Annotated in this window: 17 protein-coding genes and 1 riboswitch; of the genes, 5 read left to right on the forward strand and 12 right to left on the reverse strand. The window is 39.6% G+C overall.

From position 1 onward, the window contains the following. Positions 1-108: 108 nt before the first annotated feature. The 7 genes from AC27IF_RS16480 to yihA all read right to left on the reverse strand — a co-directional run bounded on the left by AC27IF_RS16480 (position 109) and on the right by yihA (position 3,774). Positions 109-486: a DUF2237 family protein gene (locus tag AC27IF_RS16480; protein WP_487055438.1), complete on the reverse strand. Its 378-nt coding sequence runs from the start codon at positions 484-486 to the stop codon at positions 109-111. 41 nt (positions 487-527) lie between these two features. Further along, positions 528-830, reverse strand: coding sequence for a putative signal transducing protein (locus AC27IF_RS16485; RefSeq protein WP_487055439.1), 303 nt, complete (start codon positions 828-830; stop codon positions 528-530). A gap of 30 nt (positions 831-860) precedes the next feature. Continuing rightward, entirely contained in the window at positions 861-1,196 is a 336-nt protein-coding gene (locus AC27IF_RS16490) for a cupin domain-containing protein (RefSeq protein WP_487055440.1), read from the reverse strand. Positions 1,197-1,229: 33 nt separating this feature from the next. Further along, on the reverse strand, positions 1,230-1,775 hold the full coding sequence (locus AC27IF_RS16495; protein ID WP_487055441.1) for a hypothetical protein: 546 nt from the start codon (positions 1,773-1,775) through the stop codon (positions 1,230-1,232). 38 nt (positions 1,776-1,813) lie between these two features. After that, positions 1,814-2,077, reverse strand: a complete 264-nt coding sequence (locus AC27IF_RS16500) for a hypothetical protein (RefSeq protein ID WP_487055442.1) — start codon at positions 2,075-2,077, stop codon at positions 1,814-1,816. Between the two features lie 35 nt (positions 2,078-2,112). After that, entirely contained in the window at positions 2,113-2,991 is an 879-nt protein-coding gene (locus tag AC27IF_RS16505) for a tetratricopeptide repeat protein (RefSeq protein ID WP_487055443.1), read from the reverse strand. Between the two features lie 147 nt (positions 2,992-3,138). After that, positions 3,139-3,774, reverse strand: a complete 636-nt coding sequence (yihA, locus tag AC27IF_RS16510) for a ribosome biogenesis GTP-binding protein YihA/YsxC (RefSeq protein WP_487055444.1) — start codon at positions 3,772-3,774, stop codon at positions 3,139-3,141. A gap of 214 nt (positions 3,775-3,988) precedes the next feature. On the opposite strand from yihA, the gene AC27IF_RS16515 reads away from it, so the two are divergent. The 4 genes from AC27IF_RS16515 to AC27IF_RS16530 all read left to right on the forward strand — a co-directional run bounded on the left by AC27IF_RS16515 (position 3,989) and on the right by AC27IF_RS16530 (position 9,365). Then, positions 3,989-4,939: a c-type cytochrome gene (locus tag AC27IF_RS16515; protein ID WP_487055445.1), complete on the forward strand. Its 951-nt coding sequence runs from the start codon at positions 3,989-3,991 to the stop codon at positions 4,937-4,939. Positions 4,940-5,064: 125 nt separating this feature from the next. Beyond that, positions 5,065-5,667: a paraquat-inducible protein A gene (locus AC27IF_RS16520; RefSeq protein ID WP_487055446.1), complete on the forward strand. Its 603-nt coding sequence runs from the start codon at positions 5,065-5,067 to the stop codon at positions 5,665-5,667. Continuing rightward, positions 5,664-6,269: a paraquat-inducible protein A gene (locus AC27IF_RS16525; RefSeq protein ID WP_487055447.1), complete on the forward strand. Its 606-nt coding sequence runs from the start codon at positions 5,664-5,666 to the stop codon at positions 6,267-6,269. Before AC27IF_RS16520 ends, AC27IF_RS16525 begins: the two co-directional genes overlap by 4 nt. Before the next feature lie 54 nt (positions 6,270-6,323). Beyond that, positions 6,324-9,365 carry a PqiB family protein gene (locus AC27IF_RS16530; RefSeq protein ID WP_487055448.1) on the forward strand — a complete coding sequence of 1,014 codons (3,042 nt, stop codon included), beginning with the start codon at positions 6,324-6,326 and terminating at the stop codon, positions 9,363-9,365. Between the two features lie 7 nt (positions 9,366-9,372). Here the strand turns inward: AC27IF_RS16530 and thiE are convergent, their stop codons facing one another. From thiE to thiC, 5 genes are read right to left on the reverse strand one after another with little or no spacing between them, the layout of a single operon-like run. Continuing rightward, positions 9,373-10,947 (reverse strand): thiamine phosphate synthase, encoded by a 1,575-nt coding sequence (thiE, locus tag AC27IF_RS16535; RefSeq protein WP_487055449.1) that lies wholly within the window; start codon positions 10,945-10,947, stop codon positions 9,373-9,375. A gap of 24 nt (positions 10,948-10,971) precedes the next feature. Then, on the reverse strand, positions 10,972-11,769 hold the full coding sequence (locus AC27IF_RS16540; RefSeq protein WP_487055450.1) for a thiazole synthase: 798 nt from the start codon (positions 11,767-11,769) through the stop codon (positions 10,972-10,974). A gap of 4 nt (positions 11,770-11,773) precedes the next feature. Then, positions 11,774-11,986 (reverse strand): sulfur carrier protein ThiS, encoded by a 213-nt coding sequence (thiS, locus tag AC27IF_RS16545; RefSeq protein ID WP_487055451.1) that lies wholly within the window; start codon positions 11,984-11,986, stop codon positions 11,774-11,776. Next, positions 11,986-13,167 carry a glycine oxidase ThiO gene (gene thiO / locus AC27IF_RS16550; protein WP_487055452.1) on the reverse strand — a complete coding sequence of 394 codons (1,182 nt, stop codon included), beginning with the start codon at positions 13,165-13,167 and terminating at the stop codon, positions 11,986-11,988. The genes thiS and thiO overlap by 1 nt, the downstream gene beginning before the upstream one ends. Positions 13,168-13,182: 15 nt before the next feature. Next, the gene (gene thiC, locus AC27IF_RS16555) at positions 13,183-15,141 is read right to left on the reverse strand and encodes a phosphomethylpyrimidine synthase ThiC (RefSeq protein WP_487055453.1); all 1,959 of its coding nucleotides are present in this window, start codon (positions 15,139-15,141) and stop codon (positions 13,183-13,185) included. A 94-nt stretch (positions 15,142-15,235) separates the two neighbouring features. Beyond that, positions 15,236-15,333, reverse strand: a riboswitch (TPP riboswitch). A 211-nt stretch (positions 15,334-15,544) separates the two neighbouring features. Between thiC and AC27IF_RS16560 the strand changes: the two genes are divergently transcribed. Further along, a partial coding sequence (locus tag AC27IF_RS16560) for a hypothetical protein (protein WP_487055454.1) occupies positions 15,545-17,397 on the forward strand: 1,853 nt, incomplete at its 3' end.

Raw genomic sequence — 17,397 nt, forward strand, 5'->3', positions numbered from 1 at the left:
TATTGTAATAATTTTTATTCTAGCTTTCCCCATAGCTAATACATGCCGATGACTTCCATATCATCGGTTTTTTTATGCCCATTTTTTATCGGCGTAAGCCTTGTTTAATCAATTTAGGTCAACGGCATATTTTTTCAATAATTCCATAGGCACAATCTCTAACGCTTTGATATGAGTTCTTCTAAGGTGTATTCGTGGCGCCATATCGTCAGCTTCAGCTTCTAACCACCTTGCAGCACATAGACACCAGCCGTCACCAGGTTTTACCCCTTTAAAATTATATTCAGGAATTGGGGTGGATAAGTCATTGCCTTTAAACCTCGAGTATTCAAGAAATGCTTTAGATGCTTGAATACAGACGGTGTGCGAGCCTAAATCATCTTTGTTGGTGTTGCATTTTCCATCACGGAAAAATCCCGTCACTGGATTGTCGCAGCATAACTCTAACTTTTCCCCAAAAACATTAATTGATTCATCCATTTCCATAAATTTAAACCTTCATTTTATCGTGTGTTGATCTTTGTCTATTATGATTTTTCTCGTTGGCACTGCCAACAAATTTCAAAAGAAGCATCATTAGCTTCTTGGCAATACTTGCAGAGCCAGTCTTGGGTATGCTTATTCGTGGCAAGGGTGATGATTTCTTGAGCCCGTTCAAAATCAGCGTCATTAATCACCCAAAGTTCTGGCCATGCGTCAAAAGCAGAAATTTCTCCTACCGCGCCCTGAGAAAATTCATTCTTAATAAATACTTTTATATTCTGTTCTTCGACAAGGTTTTTCATATTACTAACAAGGAAGTTATTTTCATTGCTATATATCATCTTCATAAGGTATACCTTTAGCTGAGCTGACGATAATTACGATGTTTTTGTTGAAGTGAAGTAATTCTCCATAATATCGACCATGGATTGTGTTGATATGTTGGTAATTGGATAGCTTGCAGAAGAATGAATTTCACCGAGTTTATTACCTAATGCTATTTCGACTGACTCAGGTTTATCATCATGAATAAGAATGACTATTTTTTTGTCGAGGCCAATACAGTCTATCGTGATTGCATCAGCGTTCATGCCTTGCTTACGTAAGGTTTTGTCCATGATACCCATTAAGGTATCGATTTCAGAAAATTTGCTATAGAACAAGTCATTCGCTTTAGCGACCAGTTCAGATATTGTTTTTAGATTTGTGTGCATTGTGCTTCCATATAGAAATTTCTGCTGAAGATATTAATAGCTTAATGAGGTAACCCCCCAATAAGCATTACTTTTATGATGTAATTTCCAACCTTGTTGAATTAAGGCTTTACGGATAAATAGATTCATATAGCCATGACCAAACAACACAACCTTACCTTTTTCATGAGCAATTTCAACTAAATTGTCTGCCGCTATTTGGGCGCGTGCTTTAGCTGCAGCGAATGTTTCAAATGGCCCTTTGGCTCCAAGCATCCAAAGTACTCTACAAAGGTATACCCATGTCATGGCTTTCAGTCGAAATGGTAATTTATACCGAGGAATTTCCATTTCTCGAAATAGTGAGGAAACTTGCTCAGGTTGACGGCCAAGATAGATATCAGCTGAGTGTATGGCGCGAATATAATCACTGGCTATAAGAAAGTAGTTATTTATACTCAAACCTTGCGTGTCAGGTTGACTATCTGCGGCGACATCAGAAAAATTATAACGGCGGATCCATTGTGTATATTGCGAGGCCGTTAATCTTGGGCTGTCTGCAGAAGCAGGTTTGCCATGCCGAATTAATACTATTTCCATTAGTGGATTAACCAAATTTAAAGTGAAAAGTCACAGTTTTATTTATCGAAATTTTTTCTAATAAACTGAACAATAATGGCTAAGGTGAAGTAGCCGATAAACTGACCGGTAAGGAAGAGTATCATTTTAGGGATAAAATAAGTCTCTTCGCTAAAAAAGCTTAACATGAACATGGCAGGTGCTGTGAATAGTGCATAACCCGGTAAGGATACGGGCACCATATTATAATTGAATAAAAAGGCGCATATACCAATGACAATACCGACAAATCCCCATATGGTGGCGCGCTTATAGTTAAACATTTGCCTGACTGACTCCTAAAGTGCAGATTATTTGTTTACTCACTACTGAGTTTAACATCCATCTTTCTAACTCGAATGTTAACACCTGCAGCGGTTATTTCTTGATAGAAATCGGCAATATTGCATGATTTTACTTGCTTACATATTATGCCGTATTTCAAAATGGCTGGTTTATAGCTTTGTAATGAAGCTTGTTTTAACCAGTAAAGCGCTTGGTTAAAGTCTTTTTCAATGTGCTGACCATTGATATACATCTGCGCCAGGTTAACTTGTCCTTTCATATAACCTAATTGCGATGAAAGTTTAAAAAACTCAAAGGCGGTTTGTAAGCTAGTTTCACCCATTTTGTCATTAAAAAACGCTTCACCTTTAATGTTCTCTTTTTTACCGTAAAGTAAGTGGCTGCTGGTATCTTTTGCTTTCGTTGGCCCGATTAAAGCACCAAATAACTTACTTCTAACGGGTCTCTTTGCAAGGTAAATTGCTTGATTACTATGCATAGCTTGAATTTCGTTTAGCGGGAGGTTGTATCGTTTAGGAGAAAAATAATCTTTGTAACTCAATTGGCTGTATCTAATGCTGTTAATGGCGGCATTCTGGTATTGATAGTAGAAATCGCCATAGAGCAAAGTCACTATGTCACCGGTTATATCGACGACCTTGGCGATCCGATATTTTTCGTGTGGCCTTAAATCATTACTGAGTAATCTGAAATCTAAAAAATAAATATCATCAATTTTGGGGTTATTAATAATTGCTAAAGTTTGATGGTCTTCAGCTGCATTACGGCTGATTTCAAGTGCTCCATAGCATAGAGCAAGGAGTAAAATAATACCTAGCAAGGGATAAGAAAGGCTAGAGAGCCGAGGAAACTTCCAAAGTTTTTGCTCAGTTACTGCGTCATTAATATACATATCAGTCTATCCCTTTACCTTATGAACGATACTCATCTAGACCTAACAACGATTTATCTAGCTAGTATTTCAACTTACTGCTGCGTTAATCTACGGGTAATGGGCAAAACTATCAAGCTAGGGTGATGGTTATACTAGTTAAATAGATCAATCAACGACTTCTTCTGCTTCATCATCTTCTTGTCCAAACCAATCGCAAATAATGGCATCAGCTTGTTCTGCCCCAGTACGTTTAAGAGAAGAGAATGCTTGTACTCTAATATCGCCATTTAATTCGGATAATGCTTTTTTAACTTTTAACACCTCAGCACTACGTTTGCCTTGTGATAACTTATCAGCTTTAGTGAGTAGTGCTAATACAGGTAGCTCACTATCGACAGCCCATTCAATAAGATCCATATCTAAATCTTTTAGTGGGTGCCTGATATCCATTAATACCACTAACCCTTTTAAGCTTTCGCGTTTTTCTAAATATTCACCTAACGCTTTTTGCCACTTTTTCTTCATTTCCAGCGGTACTTTGGCAAAACCATAACCAGGTAAATCTATTAAGCGCTTGTTGTCGCCTATTTCAAATACATTGATTAATTGTGTGCGACCTGGGGTTTTACTGGTGCGAGCTAAACTTTTTTGTCTTGTTAAAGTATTTAAAGCGCTTGATTTCCCTGCATTTGAACGGCCAGCGAAGGCTACTTCAATACCAGTATCAACGGGAAGTTTACGAATGTCAGGCGCACTAATGGTGAAAGTGGCTTTGCTTAAATGTACAGTTGTTGAAGACAAGGGCTTAACTCGGTTAAATTAAAAGAATAAATAAAGTGGCATTATAACGTTTTCTCGTTAATTTTTACTTAAAAAACTTCATTAAATAGACGAAATACTGTTTTTTCAGTGATTTTTTTTGTTTGATGCTGTTACACACTGTAGATATTAGTGTAAAATGCCGACACTTATTAATTGAAATTAGTTAATTTTTCGACAAGCAGAGAGCAACTTAATGAAAAAAATTATTCTTTCACTATTGTTAACCGCGGCCGCTATTAATACAGCGAATGCAGTAGAAGGTGATGCAGAGGCAGGTAAATCAAAAGCTGCCATGTGTGGAGCTTGTCATGGCGCAACGGGTATTAGCCCAGCTCCTAATTATCCTAATTTAGCGGGTCAGCATGCGGCTTACATCGTTAAACAATTGAACGATTTTAAATCTGGCACCAGAACAGATATGATGATGGCGCCAATGGCTGCTAATTTATCTGATCAAGATATGGCTGATTTAGGTGCCTTTTTTGCTAGCCAGAAACGTGAAAGTGAACGTACAGAAGCAACAGCAGATGCTGGTGGTTCAGCTCCAGGAGCAGCAGTTGCAGGTAATGTTGAAGTTGTAACTTCAACAGCAGCAAAAGCGATTTATGCGGGTGATGTAAAATCAGGACAAGAAAAATCAGCTATGTGTGTTTCTTGTCATGGTGCTGACGGTAATAGTCTAGTTGCGATGTACCCTAAACTTGCAGGACAAAGTGCTAATTACCTTGCTAAGCAATTAGCTGACTTTAAATCAGGTGAGCGTAACGATCCTGTTATGGCGGGCATGGTTGCTGCTTTAACTGAAAAAGACATGCAAGATTTAGGTGCTTTTTACGCAGTGCAAACTCAAACAGCAGGTACTGGTGAAACAAGCGAAATTGGCCAGGAATTATACTTCGGTGGTGATGCTAAAAAAGGTATTACCGCATGTGTGGCTTGTCATGGCGTTAAAGGTAAAGGTATGACACATGCTGGCTTCCCTGCATTGGCGGGTCAAAATGCTGATTATTTGAAAAAGCAAATTATGAGCTTTCGTGAAGGTAGCCGTACCAATGATAAGAATAGCATGATGAGTAACATTGCTATTAAATTGTCAGACAGTGATATTGATGAGTTAGTACAATATATGTCGTCACTTAAATAACGAAAATATTTACAAATAACTTAATGAAAAGCAGCGTTTATCGCTGCTTTTTTTGTTTATATGCCCTAAGATAGTCAGCAAAGTAAAACAAGGACAATGAAACTATTACTCCTCACGATAAACAATTGATTGCTTGTCAGCAGTGTGATGCCTTGTATGATCGCCCGCTATTAAAGCAAGGGCAAAATGCTAAGTGTGCTCGTTGTGGCAGTACGCTCATTGAACGTAAAGTTGATTGGATAAACCGAAGTTTTTATTGGTCTATTGCGGGATTACTTATGTTGATTCCGGCCATCTCTTTGCCCATTATGGGCGTTATGTTGGGCGGGCAATATGATAATGCTTCGTTGATAGAGTGTGTTATTGCGTTGATAGACCGTGGCTTTTTTATGATCGCCATCTTATTATTTTTATTTGCACTTGCGGTTCCCACGGTGAGACTTGTCGGTGTTTTCTATCTGGCTTATTGTTTTAAATTTAAATGCTTACGGTCATCATTATTACACTTTTTTAGAGCCTTTCATCATCTCGATCACTGGGCCATGCTTAATGTTTTTATGCTAGGTATTGTCGTCGCTATGTATAAATTGGTTGATGACACGGAATTATCAGTGAATCTAGGGCTGGTCGCTTATATTTTCTGGATGATTTGCTCAACGTTAGCTGTACAATATTTAGATCAAGATGATATTTGGCAAACCTTAGAAAAACGTTTTGGTGATGCATGAGAACAGCAAAACAAATGGGGCTTAGTGTTTGTCCGAAATGCCATAAAGTAAATAAAACCGCGGCAGAGCCTATGCAATGTTCTCGTTGTTTTGGGTATTTTTATCAGCGCAATCGCAATAGCTTGCAGTATACTTTTGCATGGAATTTGGCTGCATTATTGGCCTTTATCCCTGCAAACTTTTACCCCATTATGATTATATACTCATTAGGTGTTCCTGATGAATCGACTATTTTGTCTGGCATCGGTAAGTTTATAACCGAGGGTTTGTATCCTATTGCCGTGATCATTTTTACCGCCAGTATAATTGTGCCTTTGATTAAAATATTAGGCTTATTTATGTTAGTGTATATAGCGCATACTGGTGTGAGGTTAAAGCCTGATAAACATAGTAAAATTTATCATATTCTCGAGTTTTTAGGCCCTTGGTCTATGTTAGATGTTTTTGTAGTGTCGCTATTAGTCGCTGTTGTTGAGTTGGGTTTTGTTACTTCTGTAGCCGCAGGGCCTGCGATTAATTATTTTACCCTGACAGTGATTTTTACCATGATAGCGGCAAACAGTTTTGATCCTCGAATTCTGTGGGATAAAAAAGAACAATAAATCATGATGGTAAGTATATATAAGAATCTCATTTGGTAGATATTAAGGAAAAGAATGACCACTGATAAATCATCGAACAACGAGACAATGGATAATAATGTCGCGGCTGAAATAGTGCCGAGGCAGGGTATTTCTATTGTCTGGTTTGTACCTTTTATTGCGCTTGTTTTTGGCCTATGGTTAGCGGCTAAAGTTATTTCGGAGCAAGGGGTGTTTGTCACCATTGAGTTTGAAAATGGCGTTGGTATTGTGCCTAAAAAAACCCAAGTTCGTTATAAAGGTCTGGTAACCGGTTTAGTGCAAAGTGTTGAGCCGTCTGATGATTTACAGCATGTTATTGCCGAAGTAGAGATTTCAAAAAGCTTTGCCAAATACTTAACCAGCAATACACTTTTCTGGTTGGTCAGTGCTGATATTTCCTTACAGGGTGTCTCAGGATTAGATACATTGATCTCAGGCAGCTATATCAATATCTTACCTGATCGAAGTAAAGAAGGTGATAGTCAAGATTACTTTATTGCACTCAATGAAGCGCCGCAACTAGACATGGCGACGCCAGGATTACACTTAACTTTGCAGACCAATGTTTTAGGCTCAATTAGTGAAAACTCTCCCATCACCTTTAAGCAAATTCCTATTGGTCATGTTACTGGTTATCACTATGTTGAAGATAACCAAGCGATTAATATTAATGTGTTTATCGAACAAGAATATGCTCACTTAGTGAAAGAGAATTCTTTATTTTGGAATACCAGTGGCGTACAAGTAACGGCATCTATTTCAGGGGGGATTAAAGTAAATACCGACTCCTTAGCCTCGATTATAGGTGGGGGAATTGCTGTCGATACCTTAACTTATCAAGAAAAAGGCTCACCGGCTAAAAATGGTCACACCTTTCCTTTGCATGCGGATTTTCAGTCTGCTGAAATGGGCCATGAAATTGAACTGACTTTAGAGTGGAATTCAGGTATCGACCATAATGCGACGATTTTATTTCAGGGCTTAACCTTAGGTACTATAGATTCATTCAGTAAAATAGACCCTAAGACTCGAAAAATTACCGCCAAGGCGAAAGTAAACCCTAGACTTGTTCCTTATTTAACAGAGCAATCACAATTTTATATCGTTTCTCCGCACATTGATTTAACGGGGATCTCCAATGCAAAAACGTTATTAACGGGCACTTATATTAGTATTCGCCCATCTTTGCAGGGTAAACCAACGGATAAGTTTTCAGTATTCAATGAAAAGCCTCCTTATCGTTATACTGAGCCGGGTCTGCATTTGATCATTCAGGCTAATGATCGACATTCATTACAAGTGGGTAGTAATGTTTATTATAAGCAGCAGATAGTGGGTAGTGTGCAAGCCGTTGAAACGGTTGGTGCAGAGCGTCATTTAATCCATATTCATGTTGAAGACGAATTTCAGCATTATGTTAATGGTACCAGCCATTTTTACAATAATTCTGGATTGAAAATAAAGGCCAACTTACAAGGTGTCGATATTGAAGCGCAATCATTGCAAAGTATTTTAACCGGCGGAATTTCATTTGTTAACCTTGATAAAGAATCAAACAAACAAGTGATTAATGGTGATAAATTTAATCTTTTTGCCAATGAACAGTTAGCCAAGCAACGTACTAGTTTTACTTTAATGGTATCAGCAAGTGAGCCAATCAATACCAACACACGTATATTGCATCGCGGAGTAGAAATTGGTGCCATTCATCATATTGAAGTGCAAGGGGAGCAAAGTAAGCTGTATTTAGGCTTGTTGCCAAAATACGAATCAATTTTGCGTGAAGGAACACAATTTTGGTTAGCTAAACCAAACTTAAGCTTATCGGGTGCGACTGATACGGATGCCTTGCTCGGTGGCTCTTATATTACTTTTAGCCTTGATAAAGATAATGAAACCGCAAAAACTGATTTTGAATTATTGATGTCGCCACCTGCTAAACATGCCAGTGCTACAGGATTACAACTAAGTTTACTTACCTCTAGTGCTAATGTTGCTACAGCGGGGAGTAGTGTTAGTTACCGTGGTGTTGTGGTTGGGCAAGTAGATAATGTCACCTTAGACAAAGAAGCAGACCAAGTGCGCGTGAATATTACCATAGATGAAGAGCACCAATCGCTTATCAGAGCGGATTCTCGTTTTTATAATGCTAGTGGTATTACCGTCAGTGGTGGGTTAGGTAGCTTTATTGTCAAAACAGAATCTGTTGATGCAATTTTACGTGGTGGTATTAGTTTTTATAATCCTAGTACTGAAATGAAGTCACCTGCAGAAGTAAATGAGTTAGACAGCTTTAAATTGTTTGAGCATTTTGAACAAGCTAAAAATGCTGGCTTAGCTATTCGTATACACTTTAATGATTACGCAGGTTTAAAAATAAATACCAAAGTGATGTATCAAGATCAGGTGTTAGGGGCAATTACTCGCTTGATTTTTAATGATGATATTGGTGTCACGGCGATTGTTTTATTGAATGATTTTGGAGCTAAATATGCTAAACAAGGCAGTAAGTTTTGGTTAGTTGAGCCTGAAATTGGCTTGGTGGGCTCTAAACATGTAGCTTCAATACTTGAAGGTGCTTTTATTGGCTTATTACCTAATACAGGCGAAGGGGCAGAGCAAAAAGCGTTTGAAGCATTAGAATTGCCACCAACGATTAAGCAACTTCCATTTGGCTTGAATATTAAGTTAACGACTAAGCGCTTAGGATCAGTAAGAGTTGGGAATCCAGTTTTATATCGTCAAATAAAAGTGGGCAAGGTCATTGGTATCGATTTATCAGAGCATGCAGATAGTGTGGATGTTTATATTAATATTGCCAAACGTTACCAACCGCTAGTGAATACTGGCAGTAAGTTTTGGAATACAAGTGGTATTAATATTGAAGCGGGTATTTTTTCAGGGGTAAATATTGACTCTGAATCAATCGAAACCTTGATTGCTGGTGGTATTGCTTTTGCTACCCCTGAACTTGACGAAGAAGAAAGCGCTAAAACCATCACCAGTTTTATCTTACATCAAGACGTCGATAGCGATTGGCTTGAATGGCAAACTAAGATTGCCATTGGCCAGTAAAAACCGTCTAACTATGGGTTAGTTGCTTGAGCTGCTCAACGGCTAGCTCAGGCTGCTGCGCTTCAGTAATAGCGGTGACTACCGCAATACTGTCGACACCGGTTTGTAACACAGCAGGCGCTCTATTGATATTAATGCCGCCAATGGCGACGACAGGTATAACACCGTGTTGCTGCTCAGTGCGTAAAGCCAATAATTGCTTTAGGTTATCAATACCTTGAATCTGCCCAGTCATATCCTTGGTTTTGGTGGGAAAAATGGCACCAACGGCTAAATAAGAAGGCTGTAACTGCTGAGCCAATAAAAACTCGTAGCAGCCGTGTGTACTAATGCCAAGATGTAATCCCGCTTGTTGAATTTGCACTAAATCAGCGTCGTCTAAGTCTTCTTGGCCAATGTGCACCCCATAAGCGCCATGTTTAATTGCTAACTGCCAATAATCATTGATAAATAATCGAGTTTGATAATCTTTACTCAGTGCAACCGCCTCAATAATAATTTTCTCTAATTCATTAAGTGGCAGGTTTTTCACCCGTAATTGAATAATTTCCAGTCCCAAGGGCAATAAACGCTTTAACCAATAGATAGAGTCAATAACAGGGTAAAGGCCTAATTTTTTTGTGCCTAGCTCTAAAGGTGCAAAAGCTTGTGACGGTGCGCTATTTGATTGCTCGGTATTCATTACAAGAGGAAAATGTTCCGCCTTGTGAGGCCAACCTAAGGCCTCAAAAGCGCCATAATAATGGTGGTTTTGAGCACTGCTTAATTCAGACGTTGCTGATAAGCCTTGGTTGATAAAGGCTTTGGCTAAGGTAAACGCATCACGTACTAAATAACCTTGTGCTAAACATGCTGAAAGTGCAGTGGCAAAACTACAGCCACCGCCATGACTATAATGTGTGGCGACGCGTTTTGAGCTCAGTCGGTAGCTAATAGCGTTTTGAGTCTTGTCTTGGTTATCTTGCTGTAATTGATTCAATTGGTGATAACAATAATCGCTACTCAGCGCCTCTTTAATATTTTCGGAGTGACCACCTTTAATAATGACAGAGCTAATGGCAAAGTCACGGTGAATTTTAGCGGCTAGATCTGCAATGGTACTAGGCTGACTTACCTTCGCGAGTGTTTTAGCCTCAGCAAGGTTTGGAGTAATGATATCGATATACGCTAATAACGGAGTTAACTCCTGTACCGTTAGAGAAGAAAATTCGCCACCGACACTGGCTTGCCCGACAGGATCATAAACGCTAATCAGCGTGGGGATTCTAGCTTTTAGCTTTGTTAATACTTGCGTTAACCACTGTACTTGCTCAAGATTGGCGAGCAAGCCAATTTTTATCACCTTAGGTATTTTATCTTCAAATAAAACATCAACTTGTTGCTGTAAAACGTCAACAGGCATTGGGTTAACTGACAGTAATTTTTGTGAATTTTGGACGGTATTGGCGGTAATTAAATGACAGACTTCTACGCCTAAACCATGGCCGGTTTTAATATCAGCGGCAATGCCGGCACCACCTGAGCAATCGCTGCCTGAGATGGTCCAAATAATAGCTTTTGGGGAAGTCGTTACTTGATTCATTATGTGAGTCGCCTTGTTGCTCATTTAATTGTCTTTATGCCAAAAAGGGGTGTCTAAGGTTGGTGTGCTAGGGTGGGCGGTTTGCCTTTGCTCCATAATGCCGGCAACATACGCTTGTTCACCTGCGTATAACGCTTGGCCAAAGGCTTTCGCCATCATCACAGGGTTATCTGCTAGAGCAATCGCTGAATTTAGAAGTACGCCATCGTAGCCCATTTCCATCGCTAAACAAGCATCAGACGGTTTGCCAATACCCGCATCTAATATGAGTGTCGCGTCAGGTAAACGTAAGCGAATGGTTTCAAGGTTATAAGGATTCATTAACCCTTTCCCTGTACCGATGGGAGAGGCCCATGGCATGATCACTTCACAGCCTAAGTCATACAAGCGTTGACATAACACTAAGTCGTCGGTGACATAAGGTAGTACTTTAAATCCTTCTTTGATAAGGGTTTCTGTTGCGCTTAACAACTCAATGGGATCAGGCTGAAGGTTATAATCATCGCCAACGGTTTCTAATTTTATCCAATCGGTTTGAAATATTTCACGGCTCATTTGCGCTAAGGTTACTGCTTCTTTTGCAGTTTTACAGCCGGCAGTATTTGGCAATAAATAGCCATTAGTTTCGGCTATGATGTCTTGAAGGTAACGCCAAATTTGTTGGCCAGATTGCTCGCTAGGGTTTTGTCTTTTAAGTGACAAGGTAACCACCTGAGAGCCACTGGCTAAAATAGCTTGCTTCATAATGTCTGGCGACGGGTAAAGAGCGCTACCAATTAATAATCGGCTATCAAGTTGTTGACCGTAAATACTTAGCGACATATCACTAACCTCCCTGAATAGGTTGCAAAATATCGACACTATCACCATTTTTTAGCATGGTTTGTTGATACGCATCTTTACCCACGAAATTACCATTTAATGCCACAGCAAACGTACTTTGTTGTGGCGTACTAAAATACAGGGCGAGGGCGGCAGTGATATTGAATTGGTTTTCTTGAGGGATTGGATATGCCTCACCATTAATATGGATATTCATTAAATAAGCTCTTCTATTAATTGCTCGACAGGGCAATTTTTTATCGGTAACAGATCAGGGTAAGGAAGTATATTGTTACAACCATGATGAATGTTTTTTACTAACGCTAACGTTTGCTCTAATACGACTGGGGCTATTAAAAAGCCATGCCGGAATAAACCGTTAACTTGAATCAGCGAGCCTTGCACGCTAATGCGCGGCTGATTGTCATTAAAAGCAGGTCGGCATTGTGATATATGCTGTCGAATATTCGCTTCGCCAAAACCAGGATGGACACTATATGCAGCGCTTAATAACTCCATGGCAGAGCGTACTGTCATCGGTGAATCATCGTCACTTTCAATTTCAGTGGCACCTACCACGTAAAAGCCCTTTTGCTTAGGGGCGATATAGAGTTGATACCTTGGATGCATTAACCGTATTGGCCGTGAGATATTAACTTCAGGCGCATACAGCTGAAATAATTCACCACGTACCGAGCGTAAATCACTTAAGGGTGAACAAGAAGGTTTACTCTGCTTGGTTGTTGCTCCAGTGCCGCGACAATCAATTACTAAATCAAATGACTTTTTACCCGATAATCCTGCTTGTTGGTAACATACTTCACTAGTTTGTTCAGCCGTTCGTATATCAGTCACTAAGCATTCACTTAACCAAGAAAAACTTGCACTATCAGCATGTTCTCCTTCTTGTTCAAGCTGTTTACGCAACGCGACTAATAAGCGTCGATTACCAATTTGCCCTTCTTGAGGTAAATAGAGTCCTTGGTTAAAACTTCGGCCTATTTCCGGCTCAAGTTCAGTTAATGCCGCTCGATTTAAATGCTGACAATCGTATTGACCATAGTTGTTTTGCAAATGACGAACAAAGCGCTGGTAGTCACCCTTGTCTTGGGCGTGGCTCACCATAATGGCGCCAGTATGTTGAAAGGTGGTGTGTTCATCTAAACTGGCAAGCAGCTTAGGCCACAGGTTTAATGATTTAAACCCCATTTCAACAATATTCGCTTCACAATGCAGCGACTCACCCAATGGGGTGAGTAAGCCTGCGGCGGCATAAGCGGCACTGTTGTGGGCGAGCTTATTATCTTTATCAAATAAAGTAATTTGATAATGTTGCCTATGCAGGCTTAAGGCGAGTAAACGCCCCATTAAGCCGGCGCCAATAATGGCAATGTTCATCGATGATCGACCGAGTTAATCAGCGAGTTGGTAGATTTCACTACCAGTCGCTTTAAACTCCGCAGATTTTTCCTGCATCGCTTGTTCAATAGCTTCATCAGACGCTATGGTGACAGTTTCATCAAGTAACTGAATTTTTATCGCGTTTTTATCAAGATCCGCTGCGTAATCTCGAACTTCTTGTGAGATTTTCATTGAACAGAACTTAGGGCCACACATTGAACAGAAATGCGCTACTTTACCTGACTCTTGCGGCAAGGTTTCATCATGGTAAGACTTAGCTGTTTCAGGGTCTAAACCAATATTGAATTGATCATACCAACGAAACTCAAAGCGCGCCTTACTCATGGCGTTATCACGAATTTGTGCCCCCGGATGACCTTTAGCTAAATCGCCAGCATGAGCAGCGATTTTGTAGGTGATTAACCCTTCTTTTACGTCCTCTTTGTTCGGTAAGCCTAAATGCTCTTTTGGCGTTACGTAACAAAGCATGGCACAGCCGTACCAACCAATATTGGCGGCACCAATACCCGAAGTAATATGATCATAACCCGGCGCAATATCAGTAGTTAATGGCCCTAGTGTGTAGAAAGGTGCTTCGCCACAATGCTCAAGTTGCTCATCCATGTTTTCTTTAATCATATGTAGCGGCACATGACCTGGACCTTCAATGATTGTTTGTACGTCATGCTTCCAAGCAATTTTAGTCAGCTCACCTAAGGTATGTAATTCAGCAAACTGTGCTTCATCGTTAGCATCGGCTACAGAGCCTGGACGTAAACCATCACCTAAAGAAAATGAGACATCGTACTGCTTTAAGATTTCGCAAATGTCTTCAAAGTGAGTGTATAAAAAGTTTTCTTTATGGTGCGCTAAACACCATTTAGCCATGATAGAGCCGCCACGTGAGACAATTCCGGTTACTCGTTTGGCGGTCATAGGTACATAACGTAGCAATACACCCGCATGAATAGTGAAGTAATCAACGCCTTGTTCAGCTTGTTCGATGAGGGTATCACGGAAGATTTCCCAAGTAAGATCTTCAGCAATACCATTAACTTTTTCAAGCGCTTGATAAATAGGGACGGTACCAATAGGTACTGGCGAGTTACGCATGATCCATTCACGTGTTTCATGTATGTTACGGCCGGTAGATAAATCCATTACCGTGTCTGCACCCCATTTAGTTGACCAAACCAGTTTTTCTACTTCTTCTTCAATTGAAGACGTAACTGCTGAGTTACCAATGTTCGCGTTTACTTTGATTAAAAAGTTACGACCGATAATCATTGGCTCACATTCAGGGTGATTGATATTTACTGGGATTATGGCGCGGCCACGTGCCACTTCATCACGGACAAATTCAGGGGTTATCTGCTCTGGAATACTGGCACCAAAAGATTGCCCTTTATGCTGTTGTAGTAAAATTTCATCTTTTACTTCTTGGCGCTTTAGGTTCTCACGAATGGCAATGTATTCCATTTCAGGGGTGATAATGCCTTTTTTAGCGTAATGCATTTGGGTAACGTTTTTGCCTTTTTTAGCAATACGTTTAGTGGGTAAATGCTCAAAACGGATTTCATCAACATTTTCGTCATCAAGACGTTCTTGCGCAAATTTTGAATGAGTTGTAGTGAAAGTTTCTACATCATCACGGGCATCAATCCAGGTTTCTCGTAAACGAGGAATACCTTTGTGTACGTCAATATCAATGTTTTCATCGGTATAAAAACCTGAGGTATCGTAAACACATAATGGTTCATTCTTTTCATAAACAGGGTTTTCTTTAGTTCCGCTTACTAAGGTATCCGTTAAAGTAATTTCACGCATACCGACTTTGATATCGTGAATTTCACCTTGAACATAGATTTTTTTAGAATTTGGGAACGATTGATCGGATACATTTTTTAAAAATGCGGCTGCCGATTCACGTTTTTCACGTCTGTTTTGAGGCTTGCTTGGGGTATTACTCATGTTCACACCTTGTTTTTCATTTAATAGAATAAAAAAACAGGCGGAGTTTCTTAAAATTAAGAAGAGGCAAAAAGAGTGGCTAGTATTTTTAGATTAGCAATTCTTTCTTGTTTCCTACGCAGATATTAATCTGATCAGGTTATACGGATCCCGCTTACGCGATCTCAGCCTTTGGCACTCCGACAAGTTTACATTAATTTTCAGAACATAATTAATGCGCTGAGATTCTAACCCAGTGGTTTGTGGTTTTGCAAGTAGAAGTCTGTAGCAAGTAGTAAGTTTTATAGGGGGTCTATGCAATTTAGTTATATATAAATAAGATGTATATTTGGTGTTAATTTATTGTCTATGTGCTTAATTATGGTACTATTTTAGCTCAGTAACGGATAGCAATGTTGGCATTATGGACGTATCTACAGATCAAATATCTCTTATCATAACCTTCGGTGAAAAATCTTGGGTCGTCTCCAAAGATGGTAGCTGGGATATTGCCGCGGATGATTTAGTTATTCCTGATGGTATAGTGCAGTATACTGTGCAAGCTAACGATGTGACGACGGATGGCGAACAAACATTAGTTTATATTAATGGTGATTGGTTAAAAGTCCCCAGTGAAATTGTTCAAGCGAGTGCTTCTCCGACAGAAACAAAAGCAACAGAAACCCCTATTCAAACGACCACAAAAAATACTTCTGACAATATAGATCAACAAGGTACGAATTTTTTCTTCCAAACTGTCAATAGAACTGGCGCCGAGCTAATACCTCAATCAGGTTACGATACAAGTTATGAGGAGCTTGAAGAAGCGGTTGAAATAGAAGGTAGGGGAACTGAAGAAAGCACTGATAACACTGATATTGAAGCTGGAATAACGGTTGAAGAAGAGAGTGTTTGTACTGGTGAAGGTGAAATCTACAATTTATCTGGTATCGTTGATGATGTAGAAGAAGGTAATACTGTTTATGTTACGTTGACTGATTCCCAAGGTAATCTGAAAAATTTTGAAACTGTGGTGCTTAATGGTGGTTGGTCAATACCTGATGCAGATTTAAGTGGTTTATTTGATGGCACTTTAACTGTGGTTGCGCAAACTCAAGACAACTCCGGAAATGTGGCGATTGATACCACCACGTTTATTAAAGATACCTTAGCAAAGATAACCATTGCGATTGATACTGGCAGCGATGATACCGTTAATAGTTTCGAAGCTCCACTATTAGTCATTTCAGGGACAGTTGAGGACGTTGATGAAGGGCAAACGGTTAAGGTAACAGTGACGGATGGTTTTGGGGATACGGTTGAATTCACAACGTTAGTTAACAATAGTAAATGGCAAATTAACCCAGCCGATGTTACTTCATTAGCTGATGGTGAATTAACCTATGCAGCGACGGTGATGGATCAGCACTGTAATGTGGCGACTGCTACTATAGGCTCTTTAAAAGATACCCGAGCAGAAATTGATGTCACAATAGATTCTGGGGATGATGAATTTTTAACCGTCGATGAAGTTGCTCCAGTATTGATTTATGGCACGGTAGCTAATGTAGAGTCCGGTCAAATTGTCACCGTTTTGTTATCTAATAATTCTGGCGATACCGATACCTTAACAGCTGTTGTGCAAAGTGATTTAACCTGGTCTGTAAGCCACGACATACAAGGTTATCAGGATGGAATATTAACCGCTAATGCTAGAGTAGCAGATATAGCAGGCAACATTACTACTGATGTTGATACAACCAATATCGATAGCAGTGATGCGATTACTCTTTTTGTAAACACCACTGAAAATAAAGTTGATGCGGTATTAAATGTTTTTGAAGTACCGCAAGTTGATATCTCAGGATTGGTGAATAATGTTGAAGAAGGGCAAGAGATCATTGTAACTGTTACGGATGGTCTAACGGTACTTACTTTTTACTCTATAGTCGACGGTCTTGCATGGCACATTAACAATGTTAACTTGTCTGAACTTGTTGATACAACATTAGTTTTTACTGCCAGTGTGGTTGATTTAGCAGGAAATGCTGCAACCGACATGGTTCATGTATTAAAAAATACGATTGCAGGAATAACAATTGAAATTGATGCTGGAAGCGACAATATAATTAATAGTTTTGAATCAGCAAGATTAACGGTTTCAGGTAGCGTTGATAATGTAGAGGATGGGCAAATTGTTTCTATATTGATTAGCGATGGCATGAACTCGTCAATACAAACCGCCATCGTTAGTGATGGGAGTTGGTCAATTGAAAA

The sequence above is a fragment of the Colwellia sp. KS18-150 genome, from assembly GCF_057551365.1.

Excerpts from the sequence above, each read along its gene's own strand:
- AC27IF_RS16540 (WP_487055450.1), bottom strand. The coding sequence starts at position 11,769 with ATGTCGCTAAGTATTTACGGTCAACAACTTGATAGCCGATTATTAATT.
- AC27IF_RS16515 (WP_487055445.1), top strand. The coding sequence starts at position 3,989 with ATGAAAAAAATTATTCTTTCACTATTGTTAACCGCGGCCGCTATTAAT.
- AC27IF_RS16495 (WP_487055441.1), bottom strand. The coding sequence starts at position 1,775 with ATGGAAATAGTATTAATTCGGCATGGCAAACCTGCTTCTGCAGACAGC.
- AC27IF_RS16485 (WP_487055439.1), bottom strand. The coding sequence starts at position 830 with ATGAAGATGATATATAGCAATGAAAATAACTTCCTTGTTAGTAATATG.
- thiC (WP_487055453.1), bottom strand. The coding sequence starts at position 15,141 with ATGAGTAATACCCCAAGCAAGCCTCAAAACAGACGTGAAAAACGTGAA.
- AC27IF_RS16525 (WP_487055447.1), top strand. The coding sequence starts at position 5,664 with ATGAGAACAGCAAAACAAATGGGGCTTAGTGTTTGTCCGAAATGCCAT.
- AC27IF_RS16505 (WP_487055443.1), bottom strand. The coding sequence starts at position 2,991 with ATGTATATTAATGACGCAGTAACTGAGCAAAAACTTTGGAAGTTTCCT.
- AC27IF_RS16480 (WP_487055438.1), bottom strand. The coding sequence starts at position 486 with ATGGAAATGGATGAATCAATTAATGTTTTTGGGGAAAAGTTAGAGTTA.
- thiO (WP_487055452.1), bottom strand. The coding sequence starts at position 13,167 with ATGAACATTGCCATTATTGGCGCCGGCTTAATGGGGCGTTTACTCGCC.
- thiS (WP_487055451.1), bottom strand. The coding sequence starts at position 11,986 with ATGAATATCCATATTAATGGTGAGGCATATCCAATCCCTCAAGAAAAC.
- AC27IF_RS16530 (WP_487055448.1), top strand. The coding sequence starts at position 6,324 with ATGACCACTGATAAATCATCGAACAACGAGACAATGGATAATAATGTC.
- thiE (WP_487055449.1), bottom strand. The coding sequence starts at position 10,947 with ATGAATCAAGTAACGACTTCCCCAAAAGCTATTATTTGGACCATCTCA.
- AC27IF_RS16490 (WP_487055440.1), bottom strand. The coding sequence starts at position 1,196 with ATGCACACAAATCTAAAAACAATATCTGAACTGGTCGCTAAAGCGAAT.
- AC27IF_RS16500 (WP_487055442.1), bottom strand. The coding sequence starts at position 2,077 with ATGTTTAACTATAAGCGCGCCACCATATGGGGATTTGTCGGTATTGTC.